The 19,704-nt window shown below is 65.3% G+C and carries 24 protein-coding genes and 1 pseudogene; 21 read left to right on the forward strand and 4 right to left on the reverse strand.

All coding sequences use genetic code 11. The annotated features are described in order from the left end of the window. The 5 genes from cofH to A2J02_RS20895 form a co-directional block, all read left to right on the forward strand. The coding region (gene cofH / locus A2J02_RS20875) for a 5-amino-6-(D-ribitylamino)uracil--L-tyrosine 4-hydroxyphenyl transferase CofH (RefSeq protein ID WP_068053009.1) at positions 1–1,143 on the forward strand (1,143 nt) is incomplete at its 5' end. A gap of 36 nt (positions 1,144–1,179) precedes the next feature. Then, complete coding sequence (locus A2J02_RS20880) at positions 1,180–1,938, forward strand: hypothetical protein (protein ID WP_068053012.1); 759 nt, start codon at positions 1,180–1,182, stop codon at positions 1,936–1,938. Positions 1,939–2,051: 113 nt separating this feature from the next. Continuing rightward, positions 2,052–2,375 carry a ferredoxin gene (gene fdxA, locus A2J02_RS20885; protein ID WP_008714223.1) on the forward strand — a complete coding sequence of 108 codons (324 nt, stop codon included), beginning with the start codon at positions 2,052–2,054 and terminating at the stop codon, positions 2,373–2,375. Positions 2,376–2,379: 4 nt separating this feature from the next. Continuing rightward, entirely contained in the window at positions 2,380–3,483 is a 1,104-nt protein-coding gene (gene dapC, locus A2J02_RS20890) for a succinyldiaminopimelate transaminase (protein ID WP_068053014.1), read from the forward strand. Between the two features lie 142 nt (positions 3,484–3,625). Then, entirely contained in the window at positions 3,626–4,243 is a 618-nt protein-coding gene (locus A2J02_RS20895; protein ID WP_068053017.1) for a LysE family translocator, read from the forward strand. Positions 4,244–4,256: 13 nt separating this feature from the next. On the opposite strand, the gene A2J02_RS20900 is transcribed toward A2J02_RS20895, so the two are convergent. Beyond that, a complete protein-coding gene (locus A2J02_RS20900; protein ID WP_068053020.1) occupies positions 4,257–4,682 on the reverse strand; it encodes a hypothetical protein in 426 nt (141 codons plus the stop codon). 2 nt (positions 4,683–4,684) lie between these two features. Here A2J02_RS20900 and A2J02_RS20905 point away from each other — a divergent pair, with 2 nt between their 5' ends. From A2J02_RS20905 to A2J02_RS20930, 6 genes are all read left to right on the forward strand, one after another. Continuing rightward, positions 4,685–6,100: an acyl-CoA synthetase gene (locus A2J02_RS20905; RefSeq protein WP_068053023.1), complete on the forward strand. Its 1,416-nt coding sequence runs from the start codon at positions 4,685–4,687 to the stop codon at positions 6,098–6,100. A gap of 45 nt (positions 6,101–6,145) precedes the next feature. Further along, positions 6,146–7,204, forward strand: coding sequence for an ABC transporter substrate-binding protein (locus tag A2J02_RS20910; RefSeq protein WP_068053026.1), 1,059 nt, complete (start codon positions 6,146–6,148; stop codon positions 7,202–7,204). Between the two features lie 71 nt (positions 7,205–7,275). Next, positions 7,276–7,935, forward strand: coding sequence for an SDR family NAD(P)-dependent oxidoreductase (locus tag A2J02_RS20915; protein WP_068053029.1), 660 nt, complete (start codon positions 7,276–7,278; stop codon positions 7,933–7,935). A gap of 190 nt (positions 7,936–8,125) precedes the next feature. Continuing rightward, on the forward strand, positions 8,126–8,638 hold the full coding sequence (locus tag A2J02_RS20920; protein ID WP_068053031.1) for an OsmC family protein: 513 nt from the start codon (positions 8,126–8,128) through the stop codon (positions 8,636–8,638). A 4-nt stretch (positions 8,639–8,642) separates the two neighbouring features. Continuing rightward, a complete protein-coding gene (locus A2J02_RS20925) occupies positions 8,643–9,941 on the forward strand; it encodes an O-acetylhomoserine aminocarboxypropyltransferase/cysteine synthase family protein (protein WP_068053034.1) in 1,299 nt (432 codons plus the stop codon). Continuing rightward, entirely contained in the window at positions 9,938–10,423 is a 486-nt protein-coding gene (locus A2J02_RS20930) for a CoA-binding protein (RefSeq protein ID WP_068053038.1), read from the forward strand. Before A2J02_RS20925 ends, A2J02_RS20930 begins: the two co-directional genes overlap by 4 nt. Before the next feature lie 12 nt (positions 10,424–10,435). Here A2J02_RS20930 and A2J02_RS20935 read toward each other — a convergent pair whose 3' ends face one another. After that, positions 10,436–11,137 carry an SDR family oxidoreductase gene (locus A2J02_RS20935; protein ID WP_068053041.1) on the reverse strand — a complete coding sequence of 234 codons (702 nt, stop codon included), beginning with the start codon at positions 11,135–11,137 and terminating at the stop codon, positions 10,436–10,438. Between the two features lie 60 nt (positions 11,138–11,197). On the opposite strand from A2J02_RS20935, the gene A2J02_RS20940 reads away from it, so the two are divergent. Further along, entirely contained in the window at positions 11,198–11,638 is a 441-nt protein-coding gene (locus tag A2J02_RS20940; RefSeq protein ID WP_068053044.1) for a MarR family winged helix-turn-helix transcriptional regulator, read from the forward strand. Here A2J02_RS20940 and A2J02_RS20945 read toward each other — a convergent pair. Continuing rightward, positions 11,613–12,374, reverse strand: coding sequence for an SDR family NAD(P)-dependent oxidoreductase (locus A2J02_RS20945; protein ID WP_068053047.1), 762 nt, complete (start codon positions 12,372–12,374; stop codon positions 11,613–11,615). The two genes, A2J02_RS20940 and A2J02_RS20945, sit on opposite strands and share 26 nt — an antisense overlap. 61 nt (positions 12,375–12,435) lie before the next feature. Between A2J02_RS20945 and A2J02_RS20950 the strand changes: the two genes are divergently transcribed. The 5 genes and pseudogenes from A2J02_RS20950 to A2J02_RS29095 form a co-directional block, all read left to right on the forward strand. Then, on the forward strand, positions 12,436–13,020 hold the full coding sequence (locus tag A2J02_RS20950) for a TetR/AcrR family transcriptional regulator (RefSeq protein WP_068053050.1): 585 nt from the start codon (positions 12,436–12,438) through the stop codon (positions 13,018–13,020). Between the two features lie 10 nt (positions 13,021–13,030). Next, a complete protein-coding gene (locus tag A2J02_RS20955; RefSeq protein WP_068053063.1) occupies positions 13,031–13,462 on the forward strand; it encodes a DUF1810 domain-containing protein in 432 nt (143 codons plus the stop codon). 10 nt (positions 13,463–13,472) lie between these two features. Continuing rightward, positions 13,473–13,928, forward strand: coding sequence for a 6,7-dimethyl-8-ribityllumazine synthase (locus A2J02_RS20960; protein ID WP_068053052.1), 456 nt, complete (start codon positions 13,473–13,475; stop codon positions 13,926–13,928). Positions 13,929–14,278: 350 nt separating this feature from the next. Then, positions 14,279–14,860, forward strand: coding sequence for a DUF222 domain-containing protein (locus A2J02_RS20965; RefSeq protein ID WP_068053054.1), 582 nt, complete (start codon positions 14,279–14,281; stop codon positions 14,858–14,860). After that, positions 14,794–14,970, forward strand: a pseudogene (locus tag A2J02_RS29095) (DUF222 domain-containing protein); the annotation flags it as partial. The gene A2J02_RS20965 and the pseudogene A2J02_RS29095, both read left to right, overlap by 67 nt. Positions 14,971–15,438: 468 nt before the next feature. Here A2J02_RS29095 and dapD read toward each other — a convergent pair. After that, entirely contained in the window at positions 15,439–16,392 is a 954-nt protein-coding gene (dapD, locus tag A2J02_RS20970; protein ID WP_068053066.1) for a 2,3,4,5-tetrahydropyridine-2,6-dicarboxylate N-succinyltransferase, read from the reverse strand. Between the two features lie 211 nt (positions 16,393–16,603). On the opposite strand from dapD, the gene A2J02_RS27890 reads away from it, so the two are divergent. Genes A2J02_RS27890 through A2J02_RS20985 form a run of 4 tightly spaced genes read left to right on the forward strand, consistent with a single transcriptional unit; the run spans position 16,604 to position 19,598 of the window. Further along, the gene (locus tag A2J02_RS27890; protein WP_156516329.1) at positions 16,604–16,747 is read left to right on the forward strand and encodes a hypothetical protein; all 144 of its coding nucleotides are present in this window, start codon (positions 16,604–16,606) and stop codon (positions 16,745–16,747) included. 46 nt (positions 16,748–16,793) lie between these two features. Beyond that, complete coding sequence (locus A2J02_RS20975; RefSeq protein WP_068053057.1) at positions 16,794–17,738, forward strand: SMP-30/gluconolactonase/LRE family protein; 945 nt, start codon at positions 16,794–16,796, stop codon at positions 17,736–17,738. An 11-nt stretch (positions 17,739–17,749) separates the two neighbouring features. Beyond that, positions 17,750–18,835 carry a succinyl-diaminopimelate desuccinylase gene (gene dapE / locus A2J02_RS20980; RefSeq protein WP_068283814.1) on the forward strand — a complete coding sequence of 362 codons (1,086 nt, stop codon included), beginning with the start codon at positions 17,750–17,752 and terminating at the stop codon, positions 18,833–18,835. 10 nt (positions 18,836–18,845) lie between these two features. Next, positions 18,846–19,598, forward strand: coding sequence for a TIGR00730 family Rossman fold protein (locus tag A2J02_RS20985; protein ID WP_068053060.1), 753 nt, complete (start codon positions 18,846–18,848; stop codon positions 19,596–19,598). Positions 19,599–19,704 lie beyond the last annotated feature (106 nt).

The raw sequence follows: 19,704 nt of genomic DNA on the forward strand, positions 1-19,704 counted from the left end.
GATCTCGCGGGCCTCGAACGGGTGGACCGGGACCTGGTCTCGGCGTTGACGGCTGCGGAGAAGGACCCGGCCGGGTTGTCCGACGAGCAGTACCTCGCGCTCGCGACCGCCGAGGGCCCGGGAATGGACGCTGTCGCTGCCCTCGCCGACGATCTGCGCAAGCAGGTCAACGGAGACACCGTCACCTACGTGGTGAACCGGAACATCAACTTCACCAACATCTGCTACACCGGCTGCCGTTTCTGCGCGTTCGCTCAGCGCAAGGGTGACGCCGACGCATTCACGTTGTCCACCACCGAGGTCGCCGATCGGGCGTGGGAAGCGCACGTCGTCGGGGCCACCGAGGTGTGCATGCAGGGCGGGATCGACCCCGAACTGCCGGTGACGGGTTACGCCGATCTGGTTCGCGCGGTCAAGGCCAAGGTGCCGTCGATGCACGTGCACGCCTTCTCTCCGATGGAGATCGTCAACGGGGCATCGCGGGGCGGTCAGTCGATCCGTGAGTGGCTCACCGAACTCCGGGCCGCGGGGCTGGACTCGATCCCGGGAACGGCCGCGGAGATTCTCGACGACGAGGTCCGCTGGGTACTCACCAAGGGCAAGCTGCCCGCGGCCGAGTGGATCGAAGTGATCACCACCGCGCACGAGGTCGGTCTGCGGTCGAGTTCGACGATGATGTACGGCCACGTCGACAATCCGTCGCACTGGGTCGGCCATCTGAACGTGCTCAAGAAGATCCAGGACAAGACCGGTGGGTTCACCGAGTTCGTGCCGCTGCCGTTCGTGCACCAGTCCTCGCCGCTGTATCTGGCCGGGGCCTCGCGACCCGGCCCGACCAACCGGGACAACCGCGCCGTGCATGCTTTGGCCCGGATCATGCTGCACGGCCGAATCGACAATATTCAGACCTCATGGGTGAAATTGGGAATCACGGGTACACAGGCGATGCTGAACGGGGGCGCGAACGATCTGGGCGGGACCCTGATGGAGGAGACGATCTCACGCATGGCGGGTTCGCAGAACGGTTCGGAGAAGACCGTTGCGGAACTGCACGAGATCGCCGACGGCATCGGACGACCGGTTCGTCAGCGCACCACCACGTACGGCCCGGCTCCGGCGGTGTCCGTTGCCGGCCTGATCTGACCCTCGGGGTCACTCTCGAAATGGAGCTTGTCTGACATGGACGACCGTCGCGTCGCCGCGGTGCTGAGCAGTGCCGTCGCCATCATCCATCCCGTGCTCGACATCCTCGCGACACGCGACCCGATAGGGCTCAAGGGCAGGACGTTCCGCGAGTCCTCTGCGGATGATTCGACCCTCGACAACGTCATCGATTTCCTCGCGAAAGCCTTCGACACCACCGACTTCCCGGGCACCGCAGGCTGGGAGAAGCTCGGCAGTGACGCTCGGTCGCAGTGGTGGGTCAATCGCATCGGAGCTCTCAACACCGTTGCCGTCGCGTTTCCCGGTGTGTTCGGCATCCTGGTCAACCGCCTGCCGATCCAGGATCTGCTCGGGTTCGCCAACCAGGCGATGGTGCTCGTCGCCGTGGCCCGTGAATCAGGGGTGACCGACCGCGAGACGCATGTGGCGCTACTCGGTTCGGTGCTGTGCAAGCGCGACCTGACGTCCCTGGCCGACAGTGCTCCGGCGAAGAAGGAAGAGTCCCCCAAGTCGGGTCCGTTCGCGCTGCTGCGCGGCATGTGGCAGATCGCCAACGTGCTGCGCGACGTCGCAGGCGAGCTGGAGAAGCGTCCGCATCCTCGTGGCATCTACCGCGTGCTCGGTGCCATCCCGGTCGTCGGTGGTGTCGCCGGATACTTCGGCGAGCGAGGCGCGCTCTCTCGTGCCGCCAAGCAGGGCCGCAAGTGGCTTGCGGCCCACAAGAAAGCCTCGAACCTCGGGGCCGACTCGCCCGCGAAGCAGCTGCGGCGATAGCCGATCGAGCCAGGTGAGGTCACCCTGGTCGGTTTGCTCCAGGTTCGGACCGCGATACTAGGATGCTCAGGGCGCGCGAGCGCCCACGATCGATACAGGAGGGGAGAGCAGCAGTGACCTACTCGATTGCAGAACCGTGCGTAGATGTACTGGACAAAGCGTGCATCGAAGAGTGCCCGGTGGATTGCATCTACGAGGGTAACCGAATGCTGTACATCCACCCCGACGAATGCGTCGACTGCGGAGCCTGCGAGCCCGTGTGCCCCGTCGAGGCCATTTTCTACGAGGACGACGTGCCCGAGCAGTGGAGCGCATACGTCGGTGCCAACGTCGACTTCTTCGACGACCTGGGATCTCCAGGCGGCGCTGCGAAGCTCGGCAAGACCGACTACGACCCGCCGTTCATCAAGGCTCTGCCTCCCATGGGCGAGAACTGACGCCTTGGCACGCAGAGCGGTGGCAGCGGCGCTGCCCGATTTTCCATGGGACTCGTTGACCGCTGCCAAGGAGAAGGCGTCGGCGCACCCGGGCGGCATCGTCAACCTGTCGGTGGGTACACCGGTGGATCCGGTTGCGCAGGTGATCCGTACGGCCTTGAATTCCGTTGCGGGCGAGCCCGGTTACCCCACCACGGTCGGTACCGTCGCGTTGCGCGAGGCCGCGGTGGCCGCGCTCGAGCGTCGGTACTCGATCACCGGTCTCTCGCCCGACGCGGTGCTCCCGGCCATCGGCACCAAGGAAATGATCGCCTGGCTGCCGACGCTGCTCGGCCTGGGAGCCGACGACCTGGTTGTCATTCCCGAATTGGCCTACCCCACTTACGAAGTGGGGGCACTGCTGGCGGGCGCGCGAATTCTGCGAGCCGACGGGCTGTCGCGTCTGGGCCCCGAGCGGGCGTCGCTGATCTTCGTCAATTCACCGTCCAACCCGTCCGGCAAGGTGCTCGGAGTCGAGCATCTCCGCAAAGTCGTCGAGTGGGCCCGCGAGCGTGACGCCATCGTCGTCTCGGACGAGTGCTACCTGGGACTGACCTGGGACGCCGAAGCGGTCTCCGTGTTGGATCCGCGCGTGTGCGACGGCGATCACACCAATCTGCTTGCGGTGCACTCGCTTTCGAAGACCTCGAATCTGGCCAGCTACCGCGCCGGCTTCGTCACCGGCGACGCATCCCTGGTTGCCGAGTTGCTCGAGGTACGCAAGCACGCGGGCATGATGGTGCCGTTGCCGATCCAGGCCGCCATGACCGCCGCACTGGCCGACGACGAACACGAGAACATCCAGCGCGAGCGTTACCGATCACGCAGGACTGTATTGAAGGAAGCCGTCGAAGCAGCCGGATTCACCGTCGACCACTCCGAGGCCGGGCTGTACCTGTGGGCGACGCGGGGCGAAGCGTGCCGCGACACCGTCGACTGGCTCGCCGAACGCGGCATCCTCGCTGCACCGGGAGAGTTCTACGGTCCGAACGGTGGACAGCACGTGCGCATCGCACTCACGGCCACGGACGAACGCATCGAGGCTGCGGCGGATCGCCTGCGCGGCTGAGTCCAGTGTCGTAGTGCGTTGAGTGTTGTGGTGCGCTGAGTGTCCACTATTCGGTTCGGCGAACGGGATTCCGCTTCTCGATGAGAATTGTGGACACTCACGTCAGTTGGACCCAACTCGAACCGGGTGTTCTCATGTACCCATGACCCTCAGCCTGCTGCTCAGCTTCGCCGGTGTGTGCTTTCTGCTGGCGATTCTGCCCGGGCCCGATTCGTTTCTGGTGCTGCGTTACAGCATCGGCGGTCTCAAGCCCGGGATCGCGGCGGCGATGGGCGTCGCGATCGGTGGACTGTTCTGGGCGGTGCTGGTAGCCGTCGGGCTGGCGGCGATCGTCGAGCAATCCGCGACCGCGTATCGCGTCGTCAAGATTCTCGGCGGACTGTATCTGCTGTACCTGGGCGTGAAGGCTTTCCGCGCCCGACGGAAGAACAAGGTGGCCGGTGAGCCGCTGGTGCCTGTCGCTGCGTCTGCGTGGTCGGCGTTCGGCGCCGGAGTTCTCTCGTGCGCGCTCAATCCCAAGGTCGGGCTGTTCTACCTCGCAGTGGTGCCGCAGTTCCTCACCGTGGTCACCTTCACCGGTGCCATGACGCTCGGGCTGGTCGAGGTGGTGGTGGCCGCTCTGGTGATGGGAGTGTTCTCCGTTCTCGCCTCACGTGCGGTGGCTCTGCTGAGCAGGCCCGCGGTGACCGACTGGCTGGACCGCATCAGCGCCGGATTCCTGGTCGCGCTCGGCATCGGAACTGTCGGGTCCGCCGGCTAACGGAGCGCGCCGATCACGGCTCGAGGTCCGGCTCGCCCACGTCCCAGCCGCCGCGTCGGATGCGCAGGATGTAGACCAGTTCGTTGCTGCCGAACGCCTCGACGGTGGTGAAGCGTTTGGGCTCCGTGTTGACCTCGGGATTGCGTGCGTGCGCTTCCTCGTAGAGCTGAGTGGCTCGAAGATCGGCCAACTCCACACGGGTCCAGAAGTCGTCGGACTGCACCGAGTAGACCAGCCTGGGCGCGCCGTCGGTGACGTGTGCGATGTCGATGTCGTCATCGTCGGAATCGGAGTCCTCGAGGTCCAGGTCGAGGTCGTCCTGGGAATCGGTGTCCTGCTCGGCGTCGGTTCCGATCAGATAGACACCCGCCTGCAGGTCACCGGCGGCGACCGTCATGTACTCGGCGTAGTCGCCGGTGTCGATTCCGTCCACGTCCATGTATGTACGGTAGCCATGTGCTGCTTCGTTCACTGAACCCACTCGCCGTTGCGCGGGGAGACGACATTCCCGACGCCATCACGATCGACGGAGTCTCGCTCTCCCGTGCCGACATCCTGGGCGCGGCGACGTCCGTGGCCGAACGCATCTCGCGTGCCGACCGACTGGCGGTCTACGCGACGCCGTCGGTGAAGACGGTGCTCGCTGTTGTGGGTGCACTCATCGCCGGTGTCACCGTGGTGCCGGTTCCGCCCGACGCCGGGGTGGCCGAACGTGAGCACATCCTCCACGACTCGGGCGCGCAGGCGTGGCTCGGTGAAGCGCCGCCGGACACCTCCGGACTCGAGGTCCTGCCGGTGCGTCAGCATGCACGGTCGTGGCACAGCTACCCCGAACCGCAACCGTCCTCGGTCGCGTTCGTGCTCTACACCTCCGGTACCACCGGCCCGCCGAAAGGCGTGTTGATTTCTCGCAGTGCCATCGCGGCCGGGCTCGACGCGTTGGCACAGGCCTGGGCCTGGACATCGAGAGACACTGTGGTGCAGGGACTTCCGTTGTTCCACGTGCACGGTCTCATCCTCGGCGTCCTCGGCCCCCTGCGAGTGGGCAGCCCGCTGATCCACACCGGGAAGCCGACGCCGGAGCTCTACGCGGCAGCGCGCGGATCCCTGTACTTCGGGGTGCCGACCGTATGGTCGCGTGTCGCCGCGGACGAGGCGTCGGCCCGCGCCCTTGCCGGTGCCCGACTGCTGGTTTCCGGTAGTGCGCCGCTCCCGGTCCCGGTGTTCGAGAAGCTACGTGAACTCACCGGCCAGGCCCCGATCGAGCGATACGGCATGAGTGAAACCCTCATCACCATCAGCACCCGCGCCGACGGGGAGCGTCGAGCAGGCTCGGTGGGACTGCCGGTCGCAGGCGTCGAGACCCGGCTGCGCGGTGAGAAGGGTGAAATCCTGCCGCACGACGGCGAATCCATCGGAGCGTTGCAGATCCGCTGCCCCATGCTGTTCGACGGCTACCTGAACAACCCGGACGCGACGGCGAAGACCTTCACCGAGGACGGGTGGTTCGACACCGGAGACGTCGCTCTCGTCGAGCCCGACGGCTTCCACCGAATCGTGGGACGAGCCTCGACCGATCTGATCAAGTCCGGCGGCTATCGCGTCGGCGCAGGGGAGATCGAGACGGTGTTGCTGGGGCATCCGAGCGTCGACGAGGTGGCCGTGGTCGGTGTGCCCGACGACGACCTCGGCCAGCGCATCGTGGCGTACGTCGTCGGCACCGATGTGGAGGATCGAGTGCTGATCGATCTGGTGGCCACCGAGCTCTCGATTCACAAGCGGCCCCGCGAGATTCGAGTGGTCGACTCTCTCCCACGCAACGCGATGGGCAAGGTCCAGAAGAAGTTGCTCGGCTGATGACCCCTTGACGGCATAGGTTAGGCATGCCTATTGTTTCCGGTCATGACCGCACCTGCGCCTGAATCGGCCGCCGCTTTCGCTCTCGGAGCACACCGATCGGAGGCAACCATCATCGAGGCGGCGACGCGTCGTGAGTTCCTCATCGGCAGCGTTGCCCTCGCTGCGTTGATCGCCGGCTGCGGTAGCGGTGAGGAGCAGGCCACGGGCGATGGGACGGTAGGGGACGGCTATCCCCGCACGATCGTCGACGATGCGGGTGAGTCCGTCGTGATCGACCGTCGACCGCAGCGGGTTGCCTGTGTGGCCAACCTGTGGGATCTCGATACGGTACTTGCGCTCGGGGTCGTCCCCGTGCAGTTCGGGGTGCGCGAGGGCTTCGCCGAGATGATCGGCGCACCGAACAGATCATGGGAGTGGCACGAGAACGCCCTCGCCGAACTCGGTGGGACGAGTGAGCGGATCTCCCTCGGTGAGTCGATCGACACCGAGCGCATCGCAGCCGCCGAACCCGATCTCATCATCGGCGACGACGGGGTGGCCGATTCCCGTTCTCAGCTCGAATCGCTTGCCCCGGTGGTGCAGATCGCGTCGTTCGATTGGCGGGCCAACCTCGAGATGATCGGTGACGCACTCGACCGGCGAGATCGCGCCGACGAGCTCATCGCGGACACCGACGCCAGGATGTCCGCCGCGCTCGAAGGGCTCGACGTCGGCGGTGCCACCGTCGGCTTGATCGCCGCCTACGACACGTCCATGTTCTACGGGCTCGGTCACGAGTCGATCCCCGCCGTCGATCTGTTCCGGCGAGCCGGGTTCACGACGGTCGCCGCACTGTCCGACGGAGCGACAGCCGACGCCCCGCGTCCCGAATTTTCCGCCGAGAACGCCGACGTCCTCGCCGACGCCGATGTGCTCGTCGTGTTCGACTTCGGCTCGGCCGGAATCGTCGAGACCGGACTGTTCACGTCGTTGCCGAGCGTCGCAGCGGGCCGGGTGGTGGTGCTCGAACAAGGTGAAGTGGCTCAGGGCTTCTCGACGTTGAGCCCGCTCAATCTCGACCTCTGCATCGACGTGGTTCGCCGCGCGGCCGAACTGCTGTGAGTACACGCCCCGGGCAACGTCGTTCGGCCGGTCGTCAGCGAGCGTTCGAGTAGGCGGTTAGCCTCGAAATCATGACCTCTCTCGACGGCGCACGCATTCTCGTATTCGGTGCCAGTGGCGGTCTCGGCGGTCCGATCGTCGAGCAGCTCGCGAAGGCCGGGGCTCGGTTGACTCTGAGCGGCCGGAGCATCGAGTCGGACCATCACACGGTGGACGCCGATCTGACGCTGCCCGATTCGGCCCGATCGGGGGTCGCGGAGGCCGTCGAACGCCACGGCGGATTGGACGGAATCGTCATCGCCGCAGGCGTTGTGGCGTTCGGACCGGTGACCGAGGTGGACGACGACACCGTCGACGAATTGCTGCTGCTGAACTATCTGGCACCGCTACGCGTGCTTCGAGAAGCACTGACCACGCTGGACCAAGGCGGGTTCGTGCTCAACGTCAGTGCAGTCGTGGCCGACAAGCCGATGCCGAACATGGGTGCCTACTCGGCGAGCAAGGCAGCGGTGAGCGCGCTGCTGAAAAGTGTTCGTACAGAAGCGCGGAAGTCGAAGATCAGGATCGTCGACGTGCGTCCGCCGCACACCGAGACGGGGCTTGCGACGCGGCCGATCGCCGGGCAGGCACCGAAACTACCGCAGGGTCTGACGCCGGATGCGGTGGCAGCACGTATCGTCGCGGCGATCACCGACGACGAGACCGATGTCGGCGCGGATCAGTTCTCGTAAGCTATTGTCGGCATCGTGACCGAGACACACGTGACCGACGCAGCCAGAAGGCTCGTGCGTCGTCGCACCATCGACTTCGGTCTCGTCTGCACTTCTTCCTGTTCGTAGCTGTCGATCGAACCCATCCCCGACGAGCATTTCGCGCTCCTCGGGTAGTTCCGGCAACCCTCGAATCGAACAGGAATTCTCCATGACCACTTCTGTGTCCCACATCGGCGGCGTCATCGCTGCCTCCGACGATGCCGTGCAGGCCGACGCCAAGAACGCCCACGCGGTGTTCCGTGCCTCCGCCACCGCGCACGATGCCGTCGCCAGCACCGTCACCCTGGGCAAGTTCAGCGTCGAGGTCGACGAGCCGCCCGCCCTCGGCGGTGAGAACAAGGCCGCCAACCCGGTCGAGTACTACCTGGCTTCGCTGCTGTCCTGCCAGGTGGTCACCTACCGCGTCTGGGCCGAGAAGCTCGGTATCGTCGTCGACGACATCAAGGCCAAGGCCGAGGGTGACCTCGACGTTCGCGGATTCTTCGGTTTCGACGACAACGTTCGTCCCGGATTCGGTGAGGTGCGCGTCGTCGTGACCGTCACCGGTCCCGAAACCCGGGAGCGGTACGAGGAGCTGCAGAAGGCCGTCGACGACCACTGCCCCGTGCTGGATCTGACGCGCAATCCCACCCCGATTCACACCGTTCTCGAAACGGCCTGATGTCATGAGCGAACGGACATTCGGCCTGCGTACCAGAGCAATTCACGCCGGAGCGAGACCGGATCCTTCCACCGGTTCGCGTGCTGTGCCCATCTATCAGACGGCCAGCTACGTGTTCGAGAATTCCGCGGACGCAGGCGATCTGTTCGCTCTGCAGAAGTACGGCAACGTCTACAGCCGCATCGGCAACCCCACGGTCGCCGCCTTCGAGGAGCGCATCGCGAGCCTCGAAGGCGGCATCGGGGCGGTGGCGTTCGCCAGTGGGTTGGCGGCCGAGTTCGCAGTGTTCGCTGCGCTTGCAGGCACCGGCGCCCACCTCGTTGCCGCGGCCGGGCTCTACGGCGGCACGGTGACCCAGCTCGACGTCACGCTACGTCGCTTCGGCGTCGAGACCACGTTCGTTCCCGGTACCGATCCTGCGGATTACGCAGCAGCGGTGACGGATTCGACCAAACTGATCTACGCCGAGATCATCGGCAATCCGTCGGGGGAGATCGCCGACCTCGAAGGTCTCGCCGCCGTGGCCCACGATCACGGAATTCCGTTGGTGATCGATGCGACGATGGCGACGCCGTGGCTGAGCCGGCCCATCGAATTCGGCGCCGACATAGTGATCCACTCGGCCACCAAATTCCGCGGTGGTCACGGATCGACGCTCGGGGGAGTGGTGGTCGAATCCGGGCGATTCGATTGGGGCTCGGGCAAATTCCCGCAGATGACGGCCCCGGTGGATTCGTACGGCGGTCTGTCGTGGTGGGGGAACTTCGGCGAATACGGCTTTCTGACCAAGCTGCGCAGCGAGCAGTTGCGCGACATCGGCGGCGCACTCGCACCGCAATCGGCATTCACGTTGATCCAGGGAGTGGAGACGCTGCCGCAACGCATGGACGCGCACGTCGCCAATGCTCGGGCGGTCGCCGAGTGGCTCGAGGCAGATCCCCGGATCGAGTACGTGAGATGGGCCGGGCTGCACAGTCACCCACACCACGACCGAGCAGCGAAGTACCTCCCCACCGGTCCCGGTGCGGTGTTCGCTTTCGGAATCGACGGTGGCCGCGAGGCCGGGCAGGCGTTCGTCGAGAGCGTCCAGGTCGCCAGCCACGTCGCCAACATCGGTGACGTGCGCACGCTGGTTATCCACCCGGGCAGCACCACGCACCGACAACTGACCGACGAGCAACTGCGCGGAGCAGGTGTCGGTCCCGAGCTGATTCGTATCAGCGTCGGCCTCGAAGACGCCGAGGACATTCTGTGGGACCTGGATCAGGCCCTGACACTGGCAACAGGAAAGGCTCGGTCATGAGCGAACGCACCTGGCAGGGCCCGTCCGCGCCGCAGCGGCAACGCATCCTGCGAGAGACGAAGACCGTCGCGATCGTCGGAGCGTCCAAGAACCCCTCGCGGGCAAGCTACTTCGTCAACCGCTACCTCTCGTCGACGAGCAACTACGAAATCTTTCTGGTCAACCCGACGGTCACCGACATCGAAGGAACGACGGTCTACCCCACACTCGCCGACCTACCGAAGCCGCCGGATCTGGTCGACGTGTTCCGCAAGTACGACGACCTTCCTGCAGTGCTTTCGGAAACCATTGCAGCGCAGGCAAAGACGATCTGGCTTCAATTGGGGCTGTGGCACGAGCAGGTGGCCAACGACGGCGAGGCAGCGGGATTGAACGTCGTCATGGATCGGTGCCTCAAGATCGAACACGCCCGATTCCACGGGGGATTGCACCTGGCCGGATTCGATACGGGAGTGATCGATTCGCGTCGGACACGGGGGTAGGCGGCGTACGCCTCACCACGTGAGGACGGTGTTGTCCTCGAAAACCAGTCCGGTGGGTCCGTCGGCGTCGAGGGTGGCGAGTCGAATCGCCACGGCCGCACCCTCGTCCGGCGATCGCGTTCCGCGGAATCCATTGAAGTCGGTGGCGACGTGCCCAGGAGCTGCTCCGTTGACCTTGATCGGGGTATCGGCAAGGTCTCGGGCGTAGTGGACGGTGAGGGCGTTCAGAGCGGTCTTCGAGCTCGAATACGCCATCGATGGCGTGCCCACCCATGCGCCGTCCTCGCCGATGGAACCGCGCTTGCTGGTGACGTTGACGATCCGACCGGCCGGGGACTCTCTCAGTAGCGGCAGGAATGCGTTGGTCACATCGACGACGGCGAAGACGTTGACGTCGTACACCTTTCGCAGATCCGACGAATTCTCCTCGATAGGGCGGTGATAGCCGACGTTGATGCCTGCGTTGTTGATCAGAGCGTCGAGGTGGCCCACTTCGGTGTCGATGTGTCGGACGGCCTCGTCGATGTCGTCGGCCGAGGTGACATCGAGCCGAATCGGGCGTACGTCTCCGTCGATCCCGGTGGCCGCGGTGACGCCCCCGGCGAGATCTCGCGAGCCCAGATAGACGACAAACCCCTGGGCGGCGAGGCCGCGGACGATGGCAAGGCCGATGCCTCGGTTGGCACCTGTGACCAAAGCAGTGTGTGTTGTCATATCAACACCATGCACCCGGTTGTGTTGTCATGTCAACAGGTCGGTGGATAGGCTGGCGCAATGACGCTGTTGAACGAATCCGAGACGGCCCTGTGGCACGCGTGGAAGCGGGCGCAGGACGCCGTATGGACTCGCGTCACCGCGGAGATCGCGGACAGAACTGGCTTGTCGGATCAGGACTTCGCGGTTCTGACCCGAGTGCACGAAATAGGGCATGGGGTGCTGCGGCAGAGCGCATTGGCGGCGTTGCTCGAGTGGCATCGCAGTCGGCTGTCGCATCATCTGACCCGAATGGCCGACCGCGGACTGATCACTCGTCGTCCGGTCGACGGGGGAGTGGAGGTAGTTCTCACCGAGGTGGGGCGCGACGCCGTCGTGCGCGCGCGGCCCGTTCACGCGGAGGCGGTCAGACGGTATCTGCTCGACGCGATTCCGGCTTCCGAGCGAGTGGTGTTCGAGCGCATCCTTGCCGGCCTCATGCTTTCAGCAGGCGACCACTGATCACGGTGGCCAGTGCACGTGGAGCAAAACGGACACTGCCGGCGCTGATCTTGTTGGACAGGCCGGACACGATGCTGGCGGGGGTGCGGCGAGAGTCCAACGCGCGCAGAGCCGTCGCGACCACTTGCTCGGAGGTCTGGAAGTTGCCCACCGCGGCGTCCTCGGATCCGACGACGTCGAAGAACTCGGTGCGGGTAGGGCCGGGGGAGAGCGCGAGAATCTTCAGCAGCGAGGCGCGGTGCTCGAAGGCCAGCGCTTCGGTGAAGTTCAGGACGAATGCCTTCGTTGCGCCGTAGACGGCCATGTTGGGTGTGGGTTGGTACGCGGCGGTACTCGCGACGTTGATCAGTGCGCCGGTCAGGTTCGGCAGGAATGCGTGAGTGAGGTCGACCAGCGCACTGATGTTGAGGGCGATCTCTGCGGCCACGCGCTTCGGATCCTCGTCGGCGAACTTCCCGTGCGTGCCGAAGCCTGCGTTGTTGATCAGTGTGGTGGGTGTGATTCCCCTGTCCGCCAATGTGGTTCGAAGGGTTTCGCCGATGCCGGGGACGCCAAGATCCATGGCTACGACGGTGGCCGTCACCCCGTGATCGGCTTCGATGCGCCGTGCCAGGGCGTTCAGTCGATCGGCGCGTCGCGCCACGAGGACGACGTTCTCGCCGCGTGCGGCGAAGCGGGTGGCGAATTCCTCGCCGAGGCCCGAACTTGCTCCGGTGATGAGCGCTGTGGAAGTCATGGCTGCCAATGTAGGCAGTGTCAGCATTGTTGTCAACGCCAACATCGCCTAGGGTGAGGTCATGGCAACGCAGCGCTACCACCATGGCGACCTGCGCGCGGTGTTGCTCGACGAGGCCGAACGGAGCATCGCGCACGGCGGGGTCGACGCGTTGTCGCTTCGGCAGCTGGCCAGAGATGTCGGCGTCAGTCACGGTGCCCCGGCGCGCCACTTCCGCGACAAGCAGGCGCTGCTGGATGCGCTGGCGCTGCACGGTTTCGAGGAATTGAACCGCCGGATGGTCGCAGCGGCAACGGGACCCGGTGAGCTGATGGCCAAGTTTCGCGGCGTCGCCCGTGCCTACCTCGGATTCGCCGTCGAACACCCGGAGTTGCTGGACGTCATGTACAGCACCAAGCACCACCCCGACGCCAGCGAGAAGCTGAAAAGTGTTGCACACGAAAGTATGACCGCCACCGAGGCTTTGCTGAAGGAAGCCATCGCGGCCGGTGTGATCACCGAGGGTCCACCCGAGATACTCGCGCGCGTCGCTTTCGCGAGCGTGCACGGGCTCGCGATGCTGGCCACCGGGGACCTGCTCGACGGCGTCCCGACCGAGGATCTGCTCGACGCCACCGTCGACACTCTGCTGCGCGGGTTCACCTAAGTTGAACGGCATGACCGAATACGACCTGCAACGCTTCGTCGATGCTCAGGACCCCGTCTGGACCGCGGTGACGAAGGAACTGAAAGCAGGGCGAAAGCAGACACACTGGATGTGGTTCGTGTTCCCGCAATTGGCCGGATTGGGGCGCAGTGCGACTGCCCAACACTTCGGCATCGCCGATCTGATCGAGGCGGAGCTGTACCTGTCCCACGAAGTATTGGGTCCTCGCTTGAAGAAGGCGGCCCGGCTTGTGGTGGCTGTCGAGGGGCGGACCGTCGACGAGATCTTCGGTTATCCCGACAACCTGAAGCTGCATTCGTCCATGACGCTTTTCGCCGAAGCTACCAAGGGGCCGTCCGTATTCGGCGAAGTGTTGCAGAAGTATTTCGCCGGTGAATTCGATGGCCCGACACTCGACTTGCTCGACGAGCGATACCGCTAGCATCGCACTCATGACCACTCCACTCGCCGGATCCATTGCTTTCGTCCACGCCAGCTGGCACCTGGACATCGTCGATCGCGCGCGGGTGGGATTCGCCGCCGAACTGGAGAAGCTCGGACAGGCCGAGACGCCGCTCGACGTGTTCGAGGTGCCCGGGGCCTTCGAGATCCCACTCCATGCACAGCGGTTGGCCAAGACGGGCAAGTACGCCGCAATCGTCGCCGCTGCGCTGGTGGTCGACGGCGGAATCTACCGACACGATTTCGTCGAAACAGCGGTCATCGACGGCCTGATGCGAGTGCAGCTGGACACCGACGTGCCGGTGTTCTCGGTAGTGCTGACACCACACCACTTCCACGAACACGACGACCACACAGCCTTCTTCACCGCGCACCTGGAGAAGAAGGGTGCCGAGGCTGCACGCGCAGTGGTGAAGACTCTGGCGTCGCTGGGGTCCATCGGCTGACCCTGGTCCGAGCCTCCGATATCGATCGCGCCGGAAGGCCGGTTCGACGCCGACTGGGAGGCGGGCGGGTTCGAGCTACGGGAAGTTGCACCCGAGACCTTCCTGCTGACGTACACGCTGCTGCTCGACGACCGGCTCACCCGCAGGGTCACGGTGTGGCAGCGAAGTAACGATGCTTGGAAGATTCTCTACCACCAAGGAACTGTGGTGGTCGACCGCGAATCGTGAAGAATGAGTCGGCTCCTATCACACGCCACCGACAGGTTCTGATTCGCGAATCCTTATGCAGGGCAATAGTTTTCGATTGCACTACGATTGCCAGTCGAACGCGCGTTCGATACACTTGCTCCATGACCACGGAGATCTGGCAACTGAGCGAGAGCGAACTCCTCGCCGACGCCACCGCGGTCTCCCACCAAATCCAATTGCTGGAGGCCCGCCGGATCTCTCTCGTCGCCGAGATCGACACCCGCGTCAGCCGGGAGAAACTCGGCTTCCCCGGACCCGCAGGCTGGCTGACCTCCACCACCCTGCTCTCACCGTCCAAAGCCACCAAGATCGTCGCCCTCGCCCGCGGCATGGCTGCATTCCCCGACATCGCCGCCGCCGTGAACACCGGCGTGATGACCATCGACCACGCCGCGCTGATCCTCACCTTCGCCGAAACCCCACCGGAACACCTGCCGGAAAAGGGTCGCCATGCCGCACGTAAAGCTCTGATCGCCGCCGCTACCGGGCCCGGCGCACGCACCGGCCGGATCCGAGCAGCGATCACCAGACTCGAAGACAGCTTCGGCAGCAAGAAACCACCCGCCGAGAACACCGACCGCAACGAACTCTTCGCCTCCACAACCCTCAACTTGCGGCTGATACCAAAGGTGATTTCGATGCTGTCACCGGCGAGAAGCTGCTCACTGCCCTCTCGCCGTTGACCGAACCCCACCCCGCCGCCGACGGCACCCAAGACCAGCGCAGCCCCGCCAAGCGCAGAGCCGACGCCTTCGGACAGATCCTCGACCACTACCTCGCCTCCAGTGACCGCCCCATCGAAGGCGGAGAGCGCCCGCACCTGAACCTGCACATCCGGTTGCAGGACCTCACCGACCTCCAGAACTACGGAGGCGAAGACGACATCACCGACGACGAAACCTCAGGCGCAGCAACAGAATCCGACACCGTCACAGCCGATCCAGTCGACATCAACACCCGACGGCGGCCCCACCGACATGAACAATCTGGTTCTGTTGTGCGGGTTCCACCACCGCCTCATGCACCACTCCGATTGGGAAGTGTTCATCGGCACCGACAACCACCCGTGTGGGGGCACCTCCCGCTTGCGGGGGCTCGTACCGCCAGCAACCGTCGACCCCTACCGACAACCCAGACCATCCCACGCCCGAGCAGGCCCCCACATCGCCTGAACCCGCCCACAGACCACTCCAGCCCCGCACCGAAACACCGGTGCGGGGCTAAAAGAGATTGTTCGACAGGCCGATTGGGGTGGAGCAAGCTAGTCGTTGGCGTGCAATGCCGCGTTCAGTTCGACGCCGGTACCCTTCCACGGCACCACCTCGACAGCACCCGACAGCGAGTTGCGACGGAACAGCAGGTTCGACTTGCCGGACAACGTGGCAGCCTTCACCACTGTCCCATCCGGACCGCTCACCTTCGTGCCGGCGGTGATGTAGAGCCCGGCCTCGACGACGCAGTCGTCACCGAGCGAAATGCCGAGCCCGGAGTTCGCCCCCAACAGGCAGCTCTTACCGACGGAGATGACGTTCTTGCCGCCACCGGAGAGCGTGCCCATGATCGACGCACCGCCACCCACGTCGGAACCGTCGCCCACCACGACACCCGCGGAGATACGTCCCTCGACCATCGAGTTGCCGAGCGTGCCGGCATTGAAGTTGACGAAGCCCTCGTGCATGACCGTCGTCCCGCTGGCCAGGTGCGCGCCGAGACGAACGCGGTCGGCGTCGGCGATACGAACTCCGGTGGGAACGACGTAATCGACCAGGCGTGGGAACTTGTCGACTCCGTACACGGTCACCGGACCGCGGGCGCGCAGCTTTGCGCGCACCGTCTCGAAACCGTCCACCGCAGCAGGCCCGAAGTTGGTCCACACCACGTTGGCCAGCAGACCGAACACCCCGTCGAGGTTCTGCCCGTGCGGCTGAATCAACCGGTGCGAGAGCAGATGCAGTCGCAGATACGCATCGTGGGCGTCGATCGGGGCGTCGTCGAGCGAGGCGATGCTGGTGCGCACTGCGACGACCTCGACGCCGCGCGCCTCGTCCGGTCCGACGAGAGCGGCCAGCTCCTCGGGGATGTCCGAACCCTCGAGCCGGGTGGTGCCGGTCTCGAAGCCCGACCCGAGCTCCGGGCTCGGAAACCAGGTGTCGAGAACAACGCCCGACGTCGTGATGTTGGCTATTCCTACTGCTGATGCTCCATGTGCGCTCACGGGACGAAGAATACGCGGTGGGCCGAATGCGGTGGGCTCGGCAACCGGCTCCGGTCGGCGACTGTTCTGCACACGGTCTCGGGCGCGCGGATTGCGGGAACACCTCGATTCGGGTGCTGCGTCGGTTCGTTATCGGTTCGACTGCCGAGCGTGATCGCATCGGGATGCAGGCCGACGAATCGGCGGCGGGGGAGCTGACAGAGTGTGTCCGGTGATCACTCGTACCGCCTCCCGTAGCCGTGGCGCGACTTCGGTGATGGCGGGCAGTGTCTCCTTCACCGGGTTGGTGACGACTCTGGCGACGACGATCGTGCTCGGAGTCGCGCTGGGTTTGGTTGTCACAGGCGCGTGGTAGACATCGTCATCGGCTGACAGGGGGTCGCCGAGGCTGGGGGAGTGCCATGAATTCGAGCGTGTCCGCGCGCGTACGTTCGGTCGTCACGGCGATTGCTGCCGCCGTGGTGGTGTCGGGCGGCGTCGCCCTCGGCTCCGGCACCGCAGCCGCAGATCCCGATTGCGCCGGAGCAGGCGGGCCGTCGGCAGTGGTCGCACGAATCCCGGGGTCAGCTCTGGAAGGACTGGCAGTCGACGCGTCGGGCCGCGCCTACGTCACCGACATCGTCTCCGGCCGGGTGTACCGCATCGACGGGCCAGGACAGGCCGCCTATCCCATCGCGACGGTCCCCAGCGGAGGCGGTGGCGCTCTGGCCTGGATGCCCGACGGCACCCTGCTGGTCGGCTACGGAGCGGACCCTCGCGTCTTCGTCGGAGACATCGTCAGGGCCGCTGGGATCGTTCGACTCGACGTCGACACTCTCACCGTCACTCCGTTCGCGTCCGGTCTGAGCGCGGCCGACGGCCTTGCCGTTGGCGCCGACGGAACGGTGTACGCCACCAACGACTTCGGCTCGCTGATCGGCCGGATCGGCCCCGACGGCTCGGTCGACCCGGCGTGGGCGAGCTTCCCCAGTGCCAACGGCGCGGTGCTCGACGCCGCCGATCGGTACCTGTACGTCTCGCGGACTTTCGTGAACCCGGGCGTCAGCCGGATCCCGATCGCCGACCCCTCGGCACCGGAAAGTGTTCTCGACCTGTCGGGACTCGACGGCTTCGCGGCTCCGGACGGGCTCACCCTCGACGATGCGGGACGCCCGGTGGTGCCGCTCAACGCAGGCGGCTCCGTCGTCCGCATCGATGCGCCGGGGGCGACATGTGTCATCGGCACCGGTACGCGGTTGACGAGGGTCGTGGCCTACGGACGTTCCGACCAGGGCTTCTCGAGCGGAAGATTGTTCGGTGCCGGCTTCGACGGCGTGGTCCGCGAGATTCCGGGATCCACGGCCTAGGGTTTTCTCCCGTGACGCTCGAACTGCATGCCGACCCGATAGACCTCACCGCGGCACTGGTGGACATCCCCAGTGTCAGTGAGGACGAATCGCGCATCGCAGACGAGGTGGAGCAAGCGCTTCGCGAGCAGACGACGGGCTTCGAGATCATCCGCAGCGGCAACGCCGTGCTGGCCCGAACGAACCGCGGACTCGCATCGAGGGTGATGCTCGCGGGTCATCTCGACACGGTTCCCATCGCAGACAACGTGCCGTCGAGGCGCGAGCACGACAGCGCCGAGGGCGACATTCTGCACGGGTGCGGAACCGTCGACATGAAGTCGGGTGACGCGGTGTTCCTGCACCTCGCCGCCACGATCGACAACCCTGCGCACGATCTGACCCTGGTGTTCTACGACTGCGAGGAGATCGCGGCCGCGCGGAACGGACTGGGCCGGATCGAACGCGAACTCCCCGAATGGCTCGCTGCCGACGTCGCGATCCTCGGCGAACCGTCCGGCGGATTCATCGAGGCGGGTTGCCAAGGGACGCTGCGGGTTCGGCTGACGGCGTCGGGAACACGGGCTCACAGTGCCCGATCCTGGTTGGGCGACAATGCAATTCACAGATTCGGTGCGGTCCTCAATCGACTCGCCGCGTATCGCGCGCGCACAGTCGATATCGACGGCTGCGTGTATCGCGAAGGGCTGCAAGCAGTCCGGATCTCCGGTGGGGTCGCGGGCAATGTTGTTCCCGACGCAGCCGAACTCGACGTCAACTTTCGCTTCGCGCCGGATCGCAACGTCGACGACGCCGTCGAACACGTTCGTGAGGTCGTCGAGGGACTGGATCTCGGCTTCGAGGTCACCGACTCGTCGCCCGGAGCACTTCCCGGTTTGAACCGACCCGCAGCGGCCGCTCTCATCGAGGCAGCGGGCGGACAGTTCCGGGCCAAGTACGGCTGGACGGACGTCTCCCGCTTCTCGGCGCTCGGGATCCCGGCGGTCAACTACGGACCCGGCGACCCCAATCTGGCCCACAAGCGCGACGAACGCGTACCCGTCGAGCAGATCACCCATGTCACACAGGTTCTCCGGAGCTACCTCTCTGCCGGATAGCCTGAACGCCATGAACAGCGTTGAAGGACACGGCAGCGAGAAGCCGGCCAAGCACAAGGGATCCGTAGTACTTCGGCGTGGCCGGAACACCGAGACCTCCACTTCGGATCAACGGCTGCTCGACGAGCGAGGGCCAGGGAACTGGATTCACTCCGACACCTGGCGAGTGCTGCGCATTCAGAGCGAATTCGTCGAGGGATTCGGCGCACTCGCTGAGGTCCCGAAGGCCGTGACCGTGTTCGGTTCGGCGCGCACCCCCGTCGACCATCCCGAGTACGAGCGCGCCCGGCAACTCGGAGCCGCTCTTGCGAAGGAGGGCTTCGCCGTGATCACCGGTGGCGGGCCGGGCGCGATGGAAGGGGCCAACCGCGGTGCGAGCGAGGCCGACGGCTACTCGATCGGGCTCGGCATCGAGCTGCCCTTCGAGCAGGGCCTCAACGAGTGGGTCGATCTGGGCGTCAATTTTCGCTACTTCTTCGTGCGCAAGACCATGTTCGTGAAGTACTCCCAGGCGTTCGTGTGCCTTCCCGGCGGTTTCGGTACTCTCGACGAACTCTTCGAGGCGCTGACCCTGGTGCAGACCGCCAAGGTCACGAAATTCCCGATCGTGTTGCTGGGCAAGGACTTCTGGTCTGGATTGCTCGAATGGATAAAGACGACTCTCCTGAAAGAAGGCAAGGTGTCCGAGAAGGACCTCGACCTCATCCACTGCACCGACAGCGTCGACGAGGCTGTCCGGATCGTCCGCGAGGCCCAGCAATGAGCGAGCGAGCATCGACCGAACGCGCGCTCAGCGTCTGCGTTTACTGCGCGTCGGGTCCCGTGGACTCTTCGTTCATCGACCTGGCCGGTGAGGTCGGCACCGAGAT

It is taken from the genome of Rhodococcus sp. EPR-147 (assembly GCF_001647185.1).
Classification (GTDB): domain Bacteria; phylum Actinomycetota; class Actinomycetes; order Mycobacteriales; family Mycobacteriaceae; genus Rhodococcoides.